The sequence below is a fragment of the Kitasatospora sp. CMC57 genome (assembly GCF_045866025.2).
GTDB lineage: Bacteria > Actinomycetota > Actinomycetes > Streptomycetales > Streptomycetaceae > Kitasatospora.
In genome coordinates this window covers 5,508,727-5,527,714 of sequence record NZ_AP035881.2, presented here as the reverse complement: position 1 = coordinate 5,527,714, position 18,988 = coordinate 5,508,727, and the positions used below count along the sequence as shown (strand labels likewise).

14 protein-coding genes are annotated in these 18,988 nt (G+C 71.5%); 4 read left to right on the top strand and 10 right to left on the bottom strand.

The genetic code is table 11. The annotated features are described in order from the left end of the window. The first annotated feature begins 32 nt into the window (after nucleotides 1-32). Nucleotides 33-1,370, top strand: coding sequence for a DUF2252 domain-containing protein (locus ACKUU6_RS24715; protein ID WP_407990755.1), 1,338 nt, complete (start codon nucleotides 33-35; stop codon nucleotides 1,368-1,370). 94 nt (nucleotides 1,371-1,464) lie between these two features. Here the strand turns inward: ACKUU6_RS24715 and ACKUU6_RS24710 are convergent, their stop codons facing one another. Both ACKUU6_RS24710 and ACKUU6_RS24705 read right to left on the bottom strand, forming a co-directional pair. Then, a complete protein-coding gene (locus ACKUU6_RS24710; protein WP_407990754.1) occupies nucleotides 1,465-2,376 on the bottom strand; it encodes a transporter substrate-binding domain-containing protein in 912 nt (303 codons plus the stop codon). A 297-nt stretch (nucleotides 2,377-2,673) separates the two neighbouring features. Continuing rightward, a complete protein-coding gene (locus tag ACKUU6_RS24705) occupies nucleotides 2,674-3,300 on the bottom strand; it encodes a dienelactone hydrolase family protein (RefSeq protein WP_407990753.1) in 627 nt (208 codons plus the stop codon). A gap of 142 nt (nucleotides 3,301-3,442) precedes the next feature. Between ACKUU6_RS24705 and ACKUU6_RS24700 the strand changes: the two genes are divergently transcribed. Then, nucleotides 3,443-5,095: an alkaline phosphatase D family protein gene (locus tag ACKUU6_RS24700; RefSeq protein ID WP_407990752.1), complete on the top strand. Its 1,653-nt coding sequence runs from the start codon at nucleotides 3,443-3,445 to the stop codon at nucleotides 5,093-5,095. A 185-nt stretch (nucleotides 5,096-5,280) separates the two neighbouring features. Here ACKUU6_RS24700 and ACKUU6_RS24695 read toward each other — a convergent pair whose 3' ends face one another. Together ACKUU6_RS24695 and ACKUU6_RS24690 are read right to left on the bottom strand one after the other, a co-directional pair. Continuing rightward, complete coding sequence (locus ACKUU6_RS24695; RefSeq protein ID WP_407990751.1) at nucleotides 5,281-6,135, bottom strand: ABC transporter permease; 855 nt, start codon at nucleotides 6,133-6,135, stop codon at nucleotides 5,281-5,283. Next, a complete protein-coding gene (locus ACKUU6_RS24690) occupies nucleotides 6,132-8,951 on the bottom strand; it encodes an alpha/beta fold hydrolase (protein ID WP_407990750.1) in 2,820 nt (939 codons plus the stop codon). The genes ACKUU6_RS24695 and ACKUU6_RS24690 overlap by 4 nt, the downstream gene beginning before the upstream one ends. A gap of 121 nt (nucleotides 8,952-9,072) precedes the next feature. Between ACKUU6_RS24690 and ACKUU6_RS24685 the strand changes: the two genes are divergently transcribed. Then, nucleotides 9,073-9,459 (top strand): VOC family protein, encoded by a 387-nt coding sequence (locus tag ACKUU6_RS24685; RefSeq protein WP_407990749.1) that lies wholly within the window; start codon nucleotides 9,073-9,075, stop codon nucleotides 9,457-9,459. 62 nt (nucleotides 9,460-9,521) lie between these two features. Further along, nucleotides 9,522-9,884: a DUF488 domain-containing protein gene (locus ACKUU6_RS24680; protein ID WP_407990748.1), complete on the top strand. Its 363-nt coding sequence runs from the start codon at nucleotides 9,522-9,524 to the stop codon at nucleotides 9,882-9,884. 46 nt (nucleotides 9,885-9,930) lie between these two features. Here ACKUU6_RS24680 and ACKUU6_RS24675 read toward each other — a convergent pair whose 3' ends face one another. From ACKUU6_RS24675 to ACKUU6_RS24650, 6 genes are all read right to left on the bottom strand, one after another. Further along, complete coding sequence (locus ACKUU6_RS24675; RefSeq protein ID WP_407990747.1) at nucleotides 9,931-11,139, bottom strand: glycoside hydrolase family 64 protein; 1,209 nt, start codon at nucleotides 11,137-11,139, stop codon at nucleotides 9,931-9,933. Between the two features lie 234 nt (nucleotides 11,140-11,373). Further along, entirely contained in the window at nucleotides 11,374-11,985 is a 612-nt protein-coding gene (locus tag ACKUU6_RS24670; RefSeq protein WP_407990746.1) for an HAD-IA family hydrolase, read from the bottom strand. A 42-nt stretch (nucleotides 11,986-12,027) separates the two neighbouring features. Then, on the bottom strand, nucleotides 12,028-12,720 hold the full coding sequence (locus tag ACKUU6_RS24665; RefSeq protein WP_407990745.1) for a hypothetical protein: 693 nt from the start codon (nucleotides 12,718-12,720) through the stop codon (nucleotides 12,028-12,030). A 135-nt stretch (nucleotides 12,721-12,855) separates the two neighbouring features. Next, nucleotides 12,856-13,281: a hypothetical protein gene (locus ACKUU6_RS24660; RefSeq protein ID WP_408649641.1), complete on the bottom strand. Its 426-nt coding sequence runs from the start codon at nucleotides 13,279-13,281 to the stop codon at nucleotides 12,856-12,858. Between the two features lie 928 nt (nucleotides 13,282-14,209). Beyond that, nucleotides 14,210-14,566: a toxin-antitoxin system YwqK family antitoxin gene (locus ACKUU6_RS24655; protein ID WP_407990743.1), complete on the bottom strand. Its 357-nt coding sequence runs from the start codon at nucleotides 14,564-14,566 to the stop codon at nucleotides 14,210-14,212. Next, nucleotides 14,553-18,929: a toxin glutamine deamidase domain-containing protein gene (locus ACKUU6_RS24650; protein ID WP_407990742.1), complete on the bottom strand. Its 4,377-nt coding sequence runs from the start codon at nucleotides 18,927-18,929 to the stop codon at nucleotides 14,553-14,555. Before ACKUU6_RS24650 ends, ACKUU6_RS24655 begins: the two co-directional genes overlap by 14 nt. Nucleotides 18,930-18,988: the final 59 nt, after the last annotated feature.

Sequence of the window (18,988 nt, the reverse complement as noted above, 5' to 3'; positions counted from 1 at the left end):
GGACCGATGACCCAGCACAGAGGACGAACCCCATGCAGCAGCAGAACGCGGCCGAGCGCGAACCCGACCGGGCCGAGACCATCCTGCGGGTCTTCGACGGCGCCTTCGGCCGTCTGCTGGCCGAGGACCCGGCCGCGTTCAAGGTGAAGTTCCGCAAGATGGCGGCCTCCGCGTTCGCCTTCTACCGGGGCACCGCCGGGCTGTTCTACGCCGACCTGACCACGGCTCCGTTCCAGGAGTTCGGCGCGCCGTACCTCGACGAGCGGACCAGCCGGGTCTGGATCCACGGCGACCTGCACGCGGAGAACTTCGGCACCTACCTGAACGCCGAGGGCCGGCTGGTCTTCAACGTCAACGACTTCGACGAGGCGTACGTCGGCGCCTTCACCTGGGACGTCCAGCGGCTGGCCGCCAGCCTGGCCCTGCTCGGCTACGCCAAGGCGCTCTCGGACGGCACCATCGCCGAGCTGGTCCGGGCCTTCGCCACCGCCTACCGGGAGCGGATCGCCGCCCTCGCGGCGGGCGCACCGGCCGAGGCGTACACCCTGGACACCGCCGACGGGCCGCTGCTGGAGACACTCCGCCGGGCCCGGCTGCAGACCCGGGTGGCGCTGCTGGAGCGGGAGACCGTGGTCGAGGGGTACGAACGCCGGTTCCGCTCCGGCGGCGGCGCGATCCCACTGGACGACGCCACCCGGGCCGAGGTACTGGCCGCCTTCGAGCAGTACCTCGCCACCCTCCCCCAGGCCACCCGCACCCGGCCGGACTCGCTGCGGGTCAAGGACGTGGTCGGCCGCCGGGGCATCGGCATCGGCAGCGCCGGGCTGCCCTCGTACAACGTGCTGCTGGAGGGCCACACCGACGCGCTCGAGAACGACGTGGTGATCTACCTGAAGCAGGGTCAGACCCCGGCGGTGTCCCGGCACGTCACGGACCCGGAGATCCGCGGCTACTTCGAGCACGAGGGGCACCGTACGGTGATCTCGCAGCGCGCCCTGCAGGCCCACAGCGACCCCTGGCTCGGCTGGGCCACCCTGCGCGGCCACGGCATGCTGGTCACCGAGGTCTCCCCCTACACCGCCGACCTGGACTGGACCGACCTCACCGAACCGTCCGACCTGCACCACGTGGTCACCCACCTCGGCCGGGCCACCGCGGGCATGCACGCCGCCGCCGACGCCTCCTCCAGCGGGCACGGCCTGGTGCCCTTCTCCACCGAGCACGCCATCGACCAGGCGATCGGCGCCGACACCGCAGGCTTCGCCGACATGCTGGTCACCTTCGCCCACGCCTACGGCGACCGCGCCCGCAGTGACCACCAGATCTTCGTCGACCTGTTCCGCAACGGCCGCATCCCCGGCCTGGGCTGACCTCCCGGCCCACGGTGCAACACCAGGGGCCCGGGGGGCTCGCGCGGCTCCGCCGCACTCCCCGGGCCCCTGGCCCCCGCCTACGGCACCGGCCTCACTGGCTGCCGTTGACCACCGAGTTCTGGATCGCGCCGGCCGTCAGCTGACGCTTCGCCAGCAGGTCATCGTACGTGCCGTTCCTGATCAGTGTGTTCACCGCCTTCATCAGCACGTCGCGCAGCTCGCGGTCGCTCTTGCGGACCGCGATGCCGAACGGACGGGACTGGACCTGCTGACCCGCCAGGTCGAACGTCTTGCCGTCCCCGATCGTGGTGGCGTTGTGCTGGGCCTTCGGGTAGTCCGTCACGTAGACGTCGGCCGCTCCCGTGCGGACCAGCTCCAGCGCGTCCGCGTCGGCGCCGGTCTGCTGGACCTTGAGCAGCTTGCCGGTGTGCTCGCACGCCTTCTGCTGTCTGGCCACCAGATCGTCGTGGGTGGTGCCCTTCTTCACCGCGACGGTCCGGCCGCACAGGTCGTCGATGGTGGAGACCTTCTTGGGGTTGCCCTCGATGACCACCATGCCGATGCCGGCCATGAAGTAGTCGACGAAGTCCACGCCGTCGTTGATCTGCTTGTCGTTCTTGTCCACGCCGAGCTGGCGCTCCCGGGTGTCGGTGATCCCGGACATCCCAATGTCGTACTTCTTCTCGAACAGGCCGGGCAGCACGTTGGCGAACGGGCCTGCGTCCTCGAACTCGAACCGGACCCCGAGCACCTTCTCCATCGCGGCGGCGAGGTCGACGTCCAGACCGTCCGGCCGGCCGTCCGCACTCTTGAAGATCACCGGCGCGGCCGTGAAGGACCCTCCCACCCGGATCACCCCGGCGGTCTTGACGGCCTCGGGCAGCCGGTCGTGCAGGGAGAGCTTGTCGGTCGCCGTACCGGCCGAGCTGCAGGCGCTCAGCAGCAGCGCACTCACCACCGCGACGGCCACGGCATGACAACTGCGACTGGTGAAGGGGCTCATGTTCGCTTCTCCCGACTGATCGACGCACCGTGCGGCGGGTTCGGGACCAGGCGACGGCGGCCCACACCGACGAGACCCTGCCGGCCCCGCTCCGGTGGATCTCCTTCCGCATGCCGGAACGACCGGGTGTGAGCCCGGCGAAGTCCCGGAACGGGAATGCCGGTCAGACTATAAGCCACCATGCTCACGCCACTTCGTCGCGGGGGCTCGGCCGGGGATACACCATCGAATGCACCCCGCCGGCAGGGTGCGGGCACCGCGGGTCCGGGCCGCCGCAAGCCCTCGGTCCGGCCGCCGTCAGCTCTCGGAGAGCTCGGCCAGGAAGTCCAGCGCGACCGCCCAGGTGCGCTCGGCGGCCTCCGCGTCGTGGTCGGGCAGCTCGGGGTCGGTGTACAGGTGGCCCGCGCCCCGGTAGCGGTGCACCTCGACGTCGGCACCGGCCTTGCTGAGGTTGAGGTACCAGGCGTTCAGCCAGTCGTCCGACTCGAACGGGTCCGGGTCGGCCACGTGCAGCTGGACCGGGATCTCGGTGGCGGCGTCCTCCCGGATGTCGGAGGTGCCGTGCAGGAGCAGCAGACCGAGCGCCTTCTCGTCGGCCAGCGCAAGGTTCTGCGCCAGCGCGCCGCCGAGCGAGAACCCGGCGTAAACCAGGCGGGTGTCGGGGGTGAGCAGCGGGGCGGTCTCGGTCACCGCTCGGCGCAGCAGCTCCTCGCTGCCGATCTCCTCCTTGTGGGCCATCCCGGCCTCGATGTCGTCGAAGACCCGCCCGTCGTAGAGGTCGGGGACGTGCACCTGGTGACCGGCGGCGCGCAGCCGGTCAGCGGCCTGGTGCACCGCCGGGCGCAGGCCGTACGCGGAGTGGAAGAGGACGATCTGGGCCACGTCGGGTTCCTTCGGGGTGAGCTGTTCGAGGTACCGGACCATCATCGCCCACCGGCGCCGCCCCACCCGGACCGGCCGCGCCCGGCGGCCGAACCGCCAACGCCCGCGACACCCGGGTGAAGAGCCGACGAACAGTCAGTCGGCGCTCTGGACAACTACTTACCGTTCAGTAGCCTTGCTGGACGTGACTGAGCCCACCGATGCCCTGTCCCCCGCCCGGCCGCGTCGCCGCCGGGTCCTGCAGGCCGCCGCACTCACCGCAGGTGCCGCCGCCCTCCCTCTCGCCGCCGTCGCGCCGGCCACCGCCGCCGCAGCGCCGGAGTTCCTGCACGGGGTCGCCTCGGGCGACCCGCTGCCCGACGGTGTGGTGATCTGGACCCGGATCACCCCCACGCCGGACGCCACCCCCGGCTCCGGCACCGGCCCCGACACCCAGGTCGGCTGGCAGGTGGCGAGCGACCGGGACTTCACCACCGTCGTGGTCTCCGGCACGGTGAGCACCACCGCCGGCACCGACCACACCGTCAAGGTGGACGTCCGCGGCCTGCGCCCGGCGACCACTTACTGGTACCGCTTCACCGCCGACGGCGCCACCTCCCCGGTCGGCCGTACCGCCACCACCCCGGCCACCGACGCGGCGCTGGGCCGGCTGCGGCTCGGCGTGGCGTCCTGCGCCAACTGGGAGGCCGGGTACTTCTCCGCGTACCGGCACCTGGCGGCGCGGGGCGACCTGGACGCGTTCCTGTTCCTCGGGGACTACATCTACGAGTACGGCACCGGCCAGTTCGCCGCCCGGGGCACCGTCGTGCGTCCGCACGCCCCCGCGCACGAGATCCTGAACCTGGCCGACTACCGCACCCGGCACGGCCGGTACAAGACCGACCCGGACCTCCAGGCACTGCACGCCGCCGTGCCGACGATCGCGATCTGGGACGACCACGAGATGGCCAACGACGCCTGGTCGGGCGGCGCGGAGAACCACACGCCGGGCACCGAGGGCGCCTGGGCGGACCGGGTGGCGGCGGCAAAGCAGGCGTACTTCGAGTGGATGCCGGTCCGGCCCTCGATCGCCGGGACCACCTACCGGCGGCTGCGCTATGGCAAGTTGGCCGACCTCTCGCTGCTCGACCTGCGCTCGTTCCGCAGCGCACAGGCCAAGGCTGGTACCGGCGAGGTCGACTCGGCCGACCGTACCATCACCGGCCGGGCCCAACTCGACTGGCTGAAGGCCGGGTTGTCCGCCTCCGACACCACCTGGCGACTGGTCGGCAACTCGGTGATGATCTCGCCGGTGGCCTTCCTCTCGCTGCCCGGCTACCTGCTCCGCCCGCTCGCCCAGCTCCTCGGCCTGCCCGAGGAGGGCCTCGCGGTCAACCCGGACCAGTGGGACGGCTACACCCACGACCGCCGCGAACTGCTCGGCCACCTCAGCTCGCACGGGATCCGCAACACCGTCTTCCTGACCGGCGACATCCACTCCGCCTGGGCCGCCGACGTGCCCAACGAGGCTGCCACCTACCCGGCTTCGGGCAGCGCGGCCACCGAGTTCGTGGTCACCTCGGTGACCTCGGACAACATCGACGACATCCTCAAGGTGGCCCCGCAGACCGTCTCACTGCTGGCCACCGCCGCCATCGAGGGCGCCAACCGGCACGTCAAGTGGGTCGACCTGGACTCGCACGGCTACGGCGTCCTGGACGTCTCGCCCGAGCAGGTCCAGATGGACTACTACGTCCTCTCCGACCGCACCCGCCGCGACGCCACCAGCAAGTGGACCCGGGGCTACCGCACCCGGACCGGCACCCAGCGGATCGAACGGGTCTGGTCACCACGCTGATCCCTCGCGGGGCGCGCGGTTGCCCTGTCCAGGGCTCGGGCCTGCGACGTCTGCACAACGCCCGGTTGCCCTGTCCAGGGGCTCGGGGAACTGCGACGCCAGCCTCCGAACACGTGAGCCGTGCGTAGGTGGTCAGGCACTGTCGCAGTGACCCGAGCGCCTGGACAGTGCAACCGGGCGCCTCCTCAGGAGACCACGTCCTTGCGGGCGAAGCCCCGGAAGGCCAGGGCCGTCAGAATCACCGCATAGCTGAAGGACAGCGTCACGCCCTGCAGCATCCCGCCCCACTCCAGCGAGGGCTGCAGGGCGTCCGCCCAGGCGTACTGCCAGTGTGCGGGCAGCCACTCCCGCAGACCGCCGAGCGCCGTCACCGCGTCCAGCACACCGGTGATGATGGACAGGAAGACCGCCCCACCGACCGCTCCCAGCGGTGCGTCGGTGACCGTGGAGAGCCAGAACGCCAGGGCGGCGATGACCAGTTCGGCCAGGAAGACGTACGCCACCGCGATCCCCAGCCGGGGCAGCGCTTCGGCTGCCGGGAGGGTCACCCCGGTCGGCAGCCGCAGGTCGCCCCACCCGTACGCGGCCGTGCCGACCGCCAGGCCGACCAGCGGCAGCAGCAGGACCGCGCCCGCCGAGAAGGCCAGCCCGACCGTCAACTTCCGGGCCAGCAGCCGGGACCGGGGCACCGGCGCGGCCAGCAGGTAGCGCAGTGAGGACCAGCCCGCCTCCGAGGCCACCGTGTCACCGCAGAACACCGCGACCGGGATCACCAGCAGGAAGCCGGTGCCCATGAACAGCAGGGTGACCGAGAAGTTGAGCCCCGAAGAGGTGGCCAGCTCGATGAAGCTGGTCCGGCCCTCCCGGCCCGGGGTGTTGCCGCCGAGCTGGAACGCCGCCAGCACGATGAACGGCAGCGCCGCCAGCACGCCGCCCATCACCAGCGTGCGGCGGCGCCGCAGTTGGCGCATCGCCTCGACCCACAACGGCAGCGTCCGCCGGGCCCGGTACCCCGGAGCCTGTTCCACCACGGTGCTCATGCCGCACCCCCGATCAGCGACAGGAACGCGTCCTCCAGGCGGCGGTGCGGCCCGACACCCGCCACCGGTACGCCCAACTTCACGAGTTCCACCACCAGTTCACTTGCCGTCATCCCGTCCAGTCGTACCAGCAGACCCTGCTCGACCGCCTCCGCCGCGCCCACGCCCGGCAGTTCGGCCACCTTCTCCGCGATCCCGGTGGCCGGGGTGACCACCAGGAGCAGTTCGCCACCGCCGACGATCTCGGCCACCGGCCCGGCGCTGACCAGCCGGCCCCGGTCCATCACCACCAGGTGGGTGCAGCTCTGCTCGACCTCGGAGAGCAGGTGGCTGGAGACGATCACGGTGCGCCCGGCGGCGGCGTAGCGGATCATCACCTCACGCATCTCGCGGATCTGCGGCGGGTCGAGACCGTTGGTCGGCTCGTCCAGGATCAGCAGCTCCGGCATGCCCAGCATCGCCTGGGCGATCGCCAGCCGCTGCCGCATGCCCTGCGAGTAGGTGCGCACCGCCCGGTCCAGCGCCTCGCCCAGGTCGGCGATGGCCAGCGCCTCCTCGAAGTGCGCGTCCTCGACCGGGCGGCCGGTGGCCTGCCAGTACAGCCGCAGGTTGGCCCGGCCGGTCAGGTGCGGCAGGAAGCCCGCGCCCTCCACGAAGGCCCCGACCCTGGACAGCACCGGCGCCCCCGGGCGTACGGCGTGGCCGAACAGCCGGATCTCCCCCTCGTCCGGCTGGATCAGCCCCATCAGCATCCGCAGCGTGGTGGTCTTGCCCGCACCGTTCGGCCCGAGCAGACCGAGCACCTGCCCGCGCTCCACCCGGAAGCCCAGCTCGCGGACCGCGTACCGGTCGGCGGAACCGTGGTAACGCTTGCTCAACCCGCTGATCCGGAGCGGCACTTCGGCCAGCGCCGGATCGTACTTGGCCACCTTCGTGCGCCGGAACCTGACCAGCAGCAGAGCGGCCACCGCCAGCGCCAGCAGCGGCAGCACCCACACCCGGGCGGGCAGCGGCGCCGCCTCGGTGCGCAGCCCGTCCACCGTCGGCACGGTCAGCGGTCCGGCGAGCGCGACCCGGTACGTGGCCGGCTCGACCGGCGAGGCGTACCCGAGGTCGCTGCTGGCCAGCACCAGCCGCAGCCGGTGGCCGGCGGCGAACTCATGGTCCACAGCTGGCAGTTGGACGGTGACCGTCCTCCCCTCCGCCGCACCCGTCACCCGCAGCGGGGCGGCCAACTGCTGCGGCAGGGTCTGCTTGCCGTCCGGCCCGAGGTCGTACAGCTTGGCGAACAGCACCGCGTCCGGCCGGTCCGCCTGCACCCGAACGACGACGGTGGGCGCACCGGTGAGGTGCAGCGTCGAGTCGAGCGGCGCGGAGTCGAAGCTCGCGAACTGCCCGGGGAAGTCGACCGCCAGGCCCGCGCCCACCGAGGAGAGCTGGCTCAGCGCACCGATGCCGGGCACGGCGGAGATGTTCGGCGGGGCGCCGCCGGGCGGGTTGGCGATGCTCTGCTCACTGCTCCCGCCGCCGGTCTGCCCATGGCCCGGCCCGTGGCCCTGCCCCCGGCCCGTCAGCTCGACCGTCCGGGTCGCCGTGCCGCCCAGGCCCGGGTAGCGGTCGGCGCTCGCGCCGCGCAGCACCGCTTCGAAGCCGGTCGAGTCCAGGCCGCCGGTCCGGGTGACCCGGAAGGCCGGGCCGGTGTCGTTGCCCTGCTTCTTCAGATAGTGGTCGAACCAGGCGGAGACCCGGCCCTCCACCCGCTCGCTGCCCTCGGTGCCGCCGTCGTGCCCCCCGGCGAACCAGTCCACCGCGACCGGCGCCCCGTTGGCGGCCACCGCCTTGGCGATCCGGTCCCCCTGGTCGAGCGGGAAGAGCGAGTCCTGCTGACCCTGCACCACCAGCGTCGGCACCTTGATCCGGCCCGCCACCGAGGACGGGCTGGACCGGTCCAGCAACGCGACCGAATCGGCGTCCGCCCGGCCGGTGGTGGCCACCCGGTCGTACATCGCGCACAGCTCGTCCGAGAACCGGCCGCATCCGACCGGTCCGTCCTGCTGCTTGGGCTGACCGCCGGTCAGGTCGCCCGCCGAGCCGGTGGTGAAAAAGATCCCGGCCCACAGCTTCTTGAACACACCGTCGGTGCGCGCCGCCTGCGGGCTCTGTCCAATACTCCCCTGCGGGCCCTGCTCGACGCTTCCCTGCGGGCCCTGCTCGACGCTTCCCTGCGGGAACAGTGCCTCGTTCAGGTTCCACCACGTGATCTGGCTCGACACGGCATCGATCCGGGAGTCGTACGCGGCCCCCAGCAGCGCCGCCCCGCCGCCGTACGAGGCGCCGGTGATGCCCACGCGCGGGTCGCCGGGTGCGTCGAGTTGCACCTCGGGGCGCTGCGCCAGCCAGTCCACCAACCGCTGCACGTCGGCGATCTCACGGTCCGGCGCGTCCAGCCCGATCTTGCCGGTCGAGGCGCCGAACCCTCGGGCCGACCAGGTCAGCACCGCGTACCCCTGCCGGGCCAGCCGCTCCGCCTGGTCCCGTACGCCGTCCTTGCTCCCGCCGAAGCCGTGCGCGAGCAGGACCGCCGGACGCGGGGTGCCGCCCGTGGTGAAGAACGAGGTGTCGACGCTGACCTGCTCGGCCGAACCGGGCGTCTCCGGCATCGAAAGCCGCTGCTCCTGCTGCCGGACCGCCGCCTGTTCCTGGCCACCGGCTGCCACCGCAACCCCGCCGACCAGCAGCACCGCACCGGCCGCCGCCCCCGCCAGCGCGCGCCTGCGCCCGGGCCGCCAGCGACGCCACACCCCACCGAATCCCATGGTCACCGACCCTAGCCGCCCGCGCGGTAGGAAAGCTGTAAGCCTCCTCCGGGCCCACCCTGCCACCAGGGGTGGCCTATCTCCCTGGACGATCATCTGACCAACCGTCATAGTGGCCGCCATGGCTTCCCTGATCCACCACGTGACCATCGACTGCGCCGACACCTACCGGCTGGGCTCCTTCTGGGCCGAGGTCCTCGGCAGCAAGCTCGCCGACGACGACAAGCCCGGTGACCCCGAGGCCCTCATCGTGGGTGACCGCGTCGACCTGCTCTTCGTCGCCGTCCCCGAGGGCAAGGCGGCCAAGAACCGCCTTCACTTCGACATCCAGCCCACCGACCGCACCCGCGACGAGGAGGTCGAGCGCCTGCTCTCGATCGGCGCCACCCTGGTCGCCGACCGCCGCCGCCCCGACGGCTCCGGCTGGGTCACCCTCGCCGACATCGAGGGCAACGAGTTCTGCGTCGAGCGCAGCGCCGCCGAGCGGGCCGCCGCCACCGCTTCCTGACCTTCCGGGTCGGTCGGAGCGGCATCCCCGCTCCGACCGGCCCGCCGCCTACGCTCTCCCACATGCCCACCATGCACCTCGGCCGGGTCTACGACCCGCACCGCCCCGAGGACGGCGCCCGCATCCTGGTCGACCGCCTCTGGCCCCGTGGCCTGAGCAAGGAGCACGCCGCCCTGGACGGCTGGCCGAAGGAGCTCACCCCCTCCACCGAGCTGCGCCGCTGGTACCACGACGGCGGCGACTTCCCCACCTTCCGCTCGCGCTACCTCGCCGAGCTGGCAGCGCCCGATGCCCAGGCCGAACTGGCCTCCCTGCGCGAGCAGTCGGCCTCCGGCCCGGTCATCCTGCTGACCGCCTCCAAGGACCTCGACCACAGCCACGCGGCCGTCCTGCGCGAGCTGCTGACCGAGCCCCACCAGCCGTAGCCACCGGCCCCGCGCCCACTGGACGGGACCGGCGGCGGCGTACAGCTCAGCTCAGCGGATCGAGCGTCATGTACGCCTGCTGCGGGCTGCCGTCGTGGACGAGCGACTCGTGGTGGCCGACGTCGTCGAAGGCGAAGGCGTACGCGTTGCCGTCGGCCATCTGCGCGTGGATCTTCCGCGCGTAGTGGTTGGTGACGGTGTCCTGGTAGAAGCCGGCCGCGCTGGTGTCGGGCTGGTTCGGGTTGGTGAGCAGCGTGGAGCGGTTGTACCCGGCGCACAGGGTGCGCGAGATCGGGCCCCGGACCGCGTCGTTGGGAGCGTCCAGCAGCTTGTAGCAGCCGAAGATGCTGTCGGAGTCCGGCTTCTGGAAGCTGGTGACGACCGCTCCCGCGCTGTTGGTGAAGTTCATCGTGGTGCCGGAGACCCGCCCGTAGTACTTGGTCCCCGGCTGGTCGGCGAACGGTGTCACGGTCAGGGTGGAGGTGGCGTACTTGCTCCACACCCGGTTCACGTAGTCGCTCATCGCGGTGGCCGGCAGCGCCCCGGACTCGATGCCGTGCCCCGGCGCGAGCGCCCGCAGGACGGTCCCGTCGGAGCGGGTCTGGATCAGGTTGGCCCAGCCGCCGGGCTGGCCCTTGAGCGCGTTGTAGAAGCCCTGGTAGCCGCCGGGCTTGAGGTGGCCGGTGTTGGTCACCGTCCCGTTCGCGGCCTTGACCCCGACCGCGTACGGCACGGAGAACATGTCCACCTGGGTGCTGTTGATCCACAGCCCGGAGTCGTTGAGCGTGTACTCCGACCAGTTGAAGAGAGTGTTCCGGTTGGGATCGCTCGGGTTCTGCACTGCCGGCTGGACCAGACCGCCGGTGGTGAGCTTGAAGACCAGCTTCTGCCCGTACGAGAAGTAGATCCGCCCGGAGAACTTGGGCATCCGGATGGTCGTCGTCCCCCCGTTGGCGGGACCGGCGATCGACGCGTCCGGCGCGGGCACCGGCGGGTTGGCCCCGCCCGGCCAGGCGTGGAAGGTCCCGGAGGCGTCGGCCCAGCCCTGCTGACCGGTGGTCAGGAGGGTACCGAGGTTGTAGATGTAGACCGGCTCGGGCCGCCCCGAGTTGTTGGTGAACGTGAGCGGGATGGTGCTCGGGACCGCCGCGCCGGCCTGCTCGGCGGGCAGCACCAGGGTGATCCCGGCAGCGGCCGTCACGGCGGCGGCCACGGCGACCGCGCCGATCGTGCGGCGTGCGGGTGCTCGTCTCATGCCCATGGGAGTCGTTCCTCCAGGTCGTGGGGGTACCACCGGACTGCCGGGACGACCGGCGTGGGGACCGGAGGGAGGGGGCGACAGGCCGGCGGCGGGTGGTGACGCCGCATTCTGAGAGCGCTCTCAGAATGCTTCTGCCGTCCGGACATGTCAATGGTCCAGACATCGTCCACCCATCCGACACGCCGTCGGTCGGGCGGTGATCCACGCCGGCCCTGTTCGAACGCCCCTTCAGTCGATCACGAGAGCAGCGCGGAGATCTTGGGCGCTGCGGTAGTGGAGGGCCGTCATCCCCAGCGCGCGGGCTGCGGTGACGTTGGCCGGGGTGTCGTCGACCAAGAGGCACCGATGGGCCGGGACCCCGATCCGTTCGGCGGCGAGGAGATAGGCCCGGGGATCGGGCTTCGCGACCCCGATCCGGGCGGTGTTCACCACCGCGTCCGCGACGACGTCCAGCCCCTGCCGGGCGAGATCCCGCTCCAGCCGGGTGGTCGCATTCGAGAGGAGCGCAACCGTCACCACCCTGCGGGCCCTGGCCAGCAGGGCCACCACCTCCCGATCAACGCGCGGCACGACCTCCGACCAGGCGGTGACCACGGCGCGGGCACGCTCCGGCGATCCGCACACCTCGGCCAGGTCGGCGGCCACCGCCGAGCGCCACTGCTCATCGGTGATCTCACCCGTGATCGCCGGGTGCATGCGGGCCGGCGCGAAGGCCGCCGCCGCGAGCGTGCCCGCCGGCAAGCCGTGACGGATGTCGAGATCAGCGTGCCCGGGCACCGGCCAGTGCCGAAGCACACCGTCGATGTCACAGAGCACGGCGTCGTACGGGAGGGCGGTCATGGGACGCTCCAAGGGTGACGGTCCGACAGTCGCGGCGGTGTTTCAGGCACTCCGGTTCTGCCCGAGAGCCTCCCCCAGGGCTGCGTAGGCGTCGCGGTTGAGAGTCGCAGCGAGGTGGCGCAGTTCGGCACGTCGCTCCGGGTCGCCCCGCTCGACCAGGGCCGTGGCCCACCCGGTCTTCTGCTCGTCGGTGATACCGGCCGTCTCGTTGAACAGTGCGTACAAGGCGTACCAGCGCACGGCCTCGCTCTCGTCCTCGGCCAGCCGCAGCAGGGCCTCGACCACCCACTCCTGCGTCCGCTCCGGATCCGCGAGACCCGGCAGCGCGGCGGCGACCGAAAACCGTACGGGCTGCGCCGGGTCAGCCCGATGCCCGAGCACCAGGTCGAGCCTCTCCCGGGCGTGGTGGTAGCCGAAGACCGAGATCATCCACCCGCGCACCCAGGGGTCCGGCTCGCTGGGCAGCTCCGCCACGACGACCTCGATCGTCTCCGCACTGAACGGCCGCCGCCCCTCGGCGTCATAGGGGCCGAGCTCTCGCAGAACCATTGCCCCCAGTTCCCGCTCCGCCGGCTCGTCGTGCGCCAGCAGGGAGGCCGCCCGCTCGAACACGTCCCGCGTCGGCCGCCCGTGCAGCGCCAGCAGACATGGGGTGGGGCCATCCTCCACACCGATCTCGGCCAGAGCACCGATGAACAACTCGTCCGTGCCTGCACCGACCTCATCGATCTTCACGCTGCTCCTGCTCCGGCTTCAAGACGGCTGCACCACGGTTGACGACGCAGCAGGAATTCCAGTAGTACTCCGGCTGTAGACCGTGATCACGCGGCGAGGTCACATCGTAGGGAGGCCGCCACGTGGTCGGCTGGGTCACCGGACCACGTCCGAAAGGTCCAGTTGCTCCATGCGGTCCAGGCATCGGCCGATCTCGATGACCAGGTGGTCGGTGCTTCGGGGGAACTCCTCGGGTCCTGTGGACAGCAGTTCCGCGACGCTCCCCACATCGTCCTCGACAGAGACTCCGGCCAGCATGTCCGTGCCGCTGGTCCTGAAGCTGACGGACAGCTCGAAGACCACTGTGCGGTTGCCCGCCAGCCCGAGCAGGTGGCCATCGGTGTAGGTGGCCCCGTCCGGGTCGTCCGAGTACTGCCAGAGCGGCCCCAACGACTCCCGGCCGCGTGCGGTGCCGACCGGTGTACGTTCCTCCCAGGCCCGGGCCAGTTGTTTCAGCCTGAAATGGGCATCGCGAAGGGCCACAGCCAGCACAACGGCACCCTGCCCCGTGTCATCCATCATGTTCCGCTCCCCGCCCGGCGCCGTTGGCCGCGTCCTCAACCGCCCGCCTCGCGCCCGCGCCGTCCTACCCGCTTGGCGCTTCCGCAGGCGGAGACGACCACCGTTGGCCATCGTCAGCTGTGAGGCTCCCGAGAATGTTGTCGTCGCCTGGACCAACTGGATCATCATGACGATTCATCATCAAATTGCCTTTGCCCACCTGGACGACAGCTGGTCCCACGTCCAGGGAGGCTGCACCTCTTCGACGTCATCCGTAAGAAATCGAAACTTCTCGTAGATCTTCCGCGCCTTCTCCGGCGCTTCTTCCGCATATGGGAGTCCGTCTTCCCCGATAAAGGGCTGCGGCCGATCCGTCTCCTTCCCACCCTCGGAGTTTTGGTTCGATTATCCCGCTCCTGCCCGGCCACCTCTTCGGGTATGCGGCGGTCGTTGTCGGAGTCGACGTGGCGGGTTGCGGTCGGAGTCGAGCGGGATTCGGAAGTGACGGCGGCAGCCAGTCCCATCCCGTCGGCCGACGAGGGTAGCCACTCCGGCCCGGTCTCCCCGCAGGCATCCGCAAACCCGTCGAACGCTCCTGTCGGAGGCAACGGTCCGTCGGCGGGGTCCATCAGGTCGCCGGCCTCCTGGTCGGCGTCGAACGCCGCCCAGGCGAGCAGCAGCTCTTGCCTGAACCGGGGCTGCCGGTGACCGGACGAGTCACGCCACCGATGTCCCGCCGCCGCTGCCACGCGGTCAGTTCGTGGACAGTGGCCTGTCATGCTGCCAGTCGAAAACGCGTGGGTCGGTCCGCTCCTCGTTCCTGTCGGCCCGAGGCGGCATTCGCGGTCGACGATGGCCCGCTGCGACCCTACATATCTGCGACAGCAGTAGACGTGGTCGAGGCCGTACGGTCCGCCACGCCTGTTCCGACACGGGGGCGAGCCGCTGCTCAGCTCCCGGCGGTCCAGTTGCGGGTCTGCCGGCCGTGCTCGTCCCAGGCGTAGCCAGCCACCTCCCGGCTCTCCTCGGTAAACAGCCTCCGGGACTCCAGTCGCCCGTTGAGGTGCCAGGTCAGCGCCTCACCGACGAGACCACCCTGAACGAACTCGCCCTGGGCCTTGGGGCTTCCGTCCAGATACCACAGCCGCCAGGGGCCGTTGAGCCACCCGTCCCGGTAGGTCTCCAGCGAGGTCGGGGCGTCCAGCGCTCCCTCCACCACCTCACCCGTGAACGGCTGACCGTTGTAGGTCAGACGCTGGCCCTCGTCCATGCTGACTGCCGGGTCATTGATGTCAACTCGCTGCATCGCTCTGTTCCTCACTTCTCGCCACGAACCCCGTCGGCTTGTTGTTCTCGTAGTCGTAGCCCTCGAACCGGCCGGCCGTGCTCGGTACACCCTTAAGAATATGGTTGCAGTTGCCGCAGAACGGGGCCGGGTGGCCCATTTCGGAGTCGTCCGGCTGACCGTTCTCGGGCTTGGGCGCCTCCAGGTCCTTCGGCAGGAACGGCGACTCGACGGCCATGTCCATCTCGTCGAAGGCGCTTTCGTCGTCGGGCAGGCCGTCCCGCGTGCGGGCCCAGAGCAACTGGTTCGTGATCTTGATCTCGGCGTGGGCCATCGGGAAGCGGTTCGGGTGCGGAGCCGGGTCCTTGGGCAGGCTGTCGAGCCGCCGCTGCAGCGTCGGGTGGATGTCCTCCGGCAGGATCGACTCGTCCTTGCGGCCGTTGATCCCTTCGACGACCATGCCAGTCCGCCGGTCGATACCGACACCGGTGCAGGCACCGATGTCGGCCTTGGCCATACCCGGAAGGGCGTCCTTCTTCTTCTGGTTGTTCCGCTGGTTGGGCTTGAGCTTGTCGTAGCCCTCCTGGTAGTCCGCCTGCGCCTGGCGATACGCCGCGCCGCGCCGCTCCCTCATCTCGTCGATGTACTCCATGACCGGCTTGCCGTCGACCGCGACGATGACCTCGTGCCCGTCGAGCGTCGTCTCGGTCTCCACCCGGTCCGCGTCCAGGTCGAGCTGCTCCAGGAGCTTCTCACCCTTGGCGGGTGGCGTGTCCTCGCCCTGGAGTTCCAGCCGCTTCGGCCCCGGTTCGTCCTCCGGCTCGGGTTTGCCGTCCGAGGAGTCCTGGTCCGTCCCGGCGACCTCCTCCGGCGCGCGCCGGCCGTCGGCGGGGTTGTGGTCGGGGTCGGCGTGGTGGGTGGGAGTGGCGGGATTGCGGTCGGGGTCGAGGGGGATCGCGAAGACGCCGTTGTCGCCGTTGTGGAGAGGTTGGTGGCTTCGCTGGCCGGTCTGCGAGTCGATGTAGGTGATCTTGCCGTTGTGGTTGACGGCGTTCCAGGCGTGGGAGCGGCCGTCGGCGTCGGTGGTGATGATGACGGCCTGGGAGCCGTGGCCGTTCTGCCGGAGGGTGTCCTCCAGGCGGCGGTACGCGGCCGGGCCGTCGCCCATGTCGTTGAACTTGGCGCCGAGGGCGTTCTCGATGCGGTCGCGGCCGTTGCGCTCGCCGCGGTCGGAGGGGTTGCCGTTGGCGTCGTGGTCGGGAGTGCGGGCGCCGGCCGGGGTGGGGTTGCCGTCGAAGGTGTCGACGGTGGCCAGGGCGGTGTCGACGCAGTTGTTGTTACGGCCGGGGGCGTTGGGGTCGTCGCCGTTGATGGCGCCGGGCCAGTTGCCCTCGTTGGGGTCGGGGTGGCGGACGGGTGTGCCGTCCGGGTTGTGCGGGATCGCGTCGTTGACCCGCTGGTGGTCATGCTCGGTGGGGTCGAGGATTCCGCCCGGGCTGCCCGCAGGGCGGTCGGCGGTGGCCGGGCGGTGCGGTTCCTTGGTGGTGGCGTCGTCGTGGTGCGCGGAGTCCTGGCCGGTGGGGTCCAGTCGCGAGCCGATGTCGGGACTGGTGCTGTCCGGACGGGCGGGGTCGGGGCGCGTGGAGTTCGAGTCGCTCGGATCCAGGCGTGACGGGATGTCAGGGCGGCTGGTGTCCGGCCGAGCTGGGTCGGGGCGCGTGGAGCTCCTGCCGGTCGGGTCCAGGCGCGAACCGAGGTCCGGGCGGGGGCCGTCCGGTCGAGAGGTCTCGGGGCGGGTGGCATTCGAACCCGTGGGGTCCAGACGCGAACCGAGGCCAGGACGAGTCGTGTCAGGTCGCGTCGTGTCGGGACGGGTGGCGTTCGCGCCGGTCGGGTCGAGGCGTGACCCGAGGTCGGGGCGGGTGCTGTCGGGACGAGACGGGGTGGGGCGGGTGGTGCTCGGACCCGTCGGGTCCAGACGCGAGCCGATGTCGGGCCGGGTGGTGGGGTTGTTGGCGTAGGCGGTGCGCGGGTCCGGGCGCGTTGTTGTGGGGCCTCGGTCGGCGGCGGGGCGGGGTGTGAGGGTGGGGCCGTCGTGGTCGGGGCGGCGTTGGGGCTGGACGGTGGGTGCGGGTGGTGGGGTGGAGGGGGCGGTCGGTCGGGTGGCGGTCGGGGTGGGGGTGGCGGTCGGGGTGGGGGTGGCGGTCGGGGTGGGGGTGGCGGTCGGGTTGCCCGTGTGGGGGACACCGCCGGGTACGCCGCCGGGTGTTGGGGCGGGGTTCGTGGTCGGGTTGGTGGTGTCGGGTGTGGGTTGTGGGGTGGGGCGGTGGTCCGAGCCCGTGGGTGCCGGGGCGGTGGCGGTGGCGCCCAGTCCGGCGGTGTTCAGGTGCGGTGGGGTCCCGGCGGGGTTGTCCGGCCTGGGGGTGGTGCCGGCCGGGTCCGCGAAGGCGGTGCGCGGGTCGACCCGGTGCGGGGTGGGCTCCGGCGAGCCGTGGCCAGGCGCGGGGGCCGTCGGCTGCGGCGCAGCGTCGGGGCGGCCGGGGGTGGGGGTGCTCTCGGGCCGGGGCGCGGGGATGTCGGCGTGCGCCGGGGCCGGCGTGTGGCTGGGCGCGGGGATGTCCGCGTGCGCCGGGGCCGGTGTGTGGCTGGGCGCGGGGATGTCCGCGTGCGCCGGGGCCGGTGTGTGGCTGGGCGCGGGGATGTCGGCGTGCGCCGGGGCCGGTGTGTGGCTGGGCGCGGGGATGTCGGCGTGCGCCGGGGCCGGTGTGTGGCTGGGCGCGGGGATGTCGGCGTGCGCCGGGGTCGGCGCGGGGTCGTTGGTGCGGACGGGGCCGTAGGTGGGCCGGCTGTCGTCACCACGTGGGGCCGGGGCGTGCTCGGCTGCTGTCTGCCGCGTGCCCGGGTCGTGGTCGGGAGTATGGGACGGGGCGGCCGTCTCCGACGGGCCGGAGTGCGGGCGCGTGTCACCGGAGTCCGGCGTGTGCGACGGACCGTCAGAACCAGCCGGGCGGCTACCGGAGTCGTGGTCCGGCGTCCGCGAAGGCCCGTCCGGGGAAGCCGAGTTGGGGCGCGTGCCCGTGTCGCCGTCCGGTGCGTGGGCCGGGCCGGTGTGGTCGGGGGCGATGTGGCTCGGGCGCGTGCCCGTGTCGCCGCCGGGTGTGCGGGAGGACTGCTGCGAATCCGGACCCGAACGGCCTTCCGGGGACGGGGTGTTGGTGTGGCCGGTGTTGTCGGGGCGGCTCGGCGCGCTGCTGCTGTCGCCTGCGGGGGTGTGCGTGGAACCCGTGTCCCCCGACGGAGCACCGCTGTCGGTACCCACCCGGGTCCCGAACGGGTCCAGCGGCGCGGAACCGCGCGGCTCACCGGACGCCGGCGTGTGCTGCGGCGCCGACCGCGCAGCCTCGTGCGAGGCGGACGTGTCACGACCCGGCGCACCATCCGGCGACGCACCCGACGACGGCGCGTTGGAGGAGGGACTGTGCCCCCAAGGACCGCCGCCGGACGGGCTGTTGCCCGAAGGCGTGTGCGACGACGGGCTGCTGCCGCTCGACGGTGAACTGCCGTGACCGTCACCGCTGCTACCGCTGCCCGAAGCATCACTGCCGTTGCCGCCGAGGCCCGAGGAGTCCGCGTCGCCCCCGTGCCCCGCCGCGCTGTCCAACCCACCCCGCACGTGATGACCCGCCCGCGACCCCACCCCGTCCCGCAACGCCTCCGTGAACGTCTGACCCGAGTTCTTCACCGCGTCCTTGCCCGCGTCGAACCCCGCCTTCCCCGTCCGCCCCAGATCGAAGCCGTCCTGCGCACCGAAACCCTGGTTCACCGTCTGCGCGATCAAATCACTGATCATCGCCTGAACCGCCGAAACCACCGGCTCCTTCAACGTCTCCAGAATCGCCTCGACCAGCGCCTCCCGAAGCTCCTTCAACAACCGCCGCACGATCATCTTCGTCGCCTGCACCACACCCGCGGCACCCAGCTCCGACAACCCCAACGTGAACGGCGCAGCCGCCTGCGCGGCGATGATCTCCACCGCCAGCACCACCAACTGCGCGATCACCGCGATCTTGCACGCGATCACGATCATCGCCGCCGCGTCGAACGCCGCAGCGATCAACCGCGACGCCGTCGCCGCATCCGCCAGATAACCCCCGCTGCCGCCGGCGGAGAACTTCTCCCACGCCTTCCCGAACGCCTCGATCGAATCACCCGAGTTCGCCGACCGCACATTGTTCGCCGCACCCGCAGCCCGGTAATGCAACTCATCGACCGTGTCCGCGAAGTCCCGCCACACCTGCGCCGACTCCATGAGCTTGTCCTCGTCAGCCTTCGGCCAATCGAAGCCGAGCATCTCCAGGACCCACTCAACACTGTCCGGCAACATCAGCGACACTTCGCCAAACCCCCGATAACGACCAGCACTTCACGACAACACGACACAAC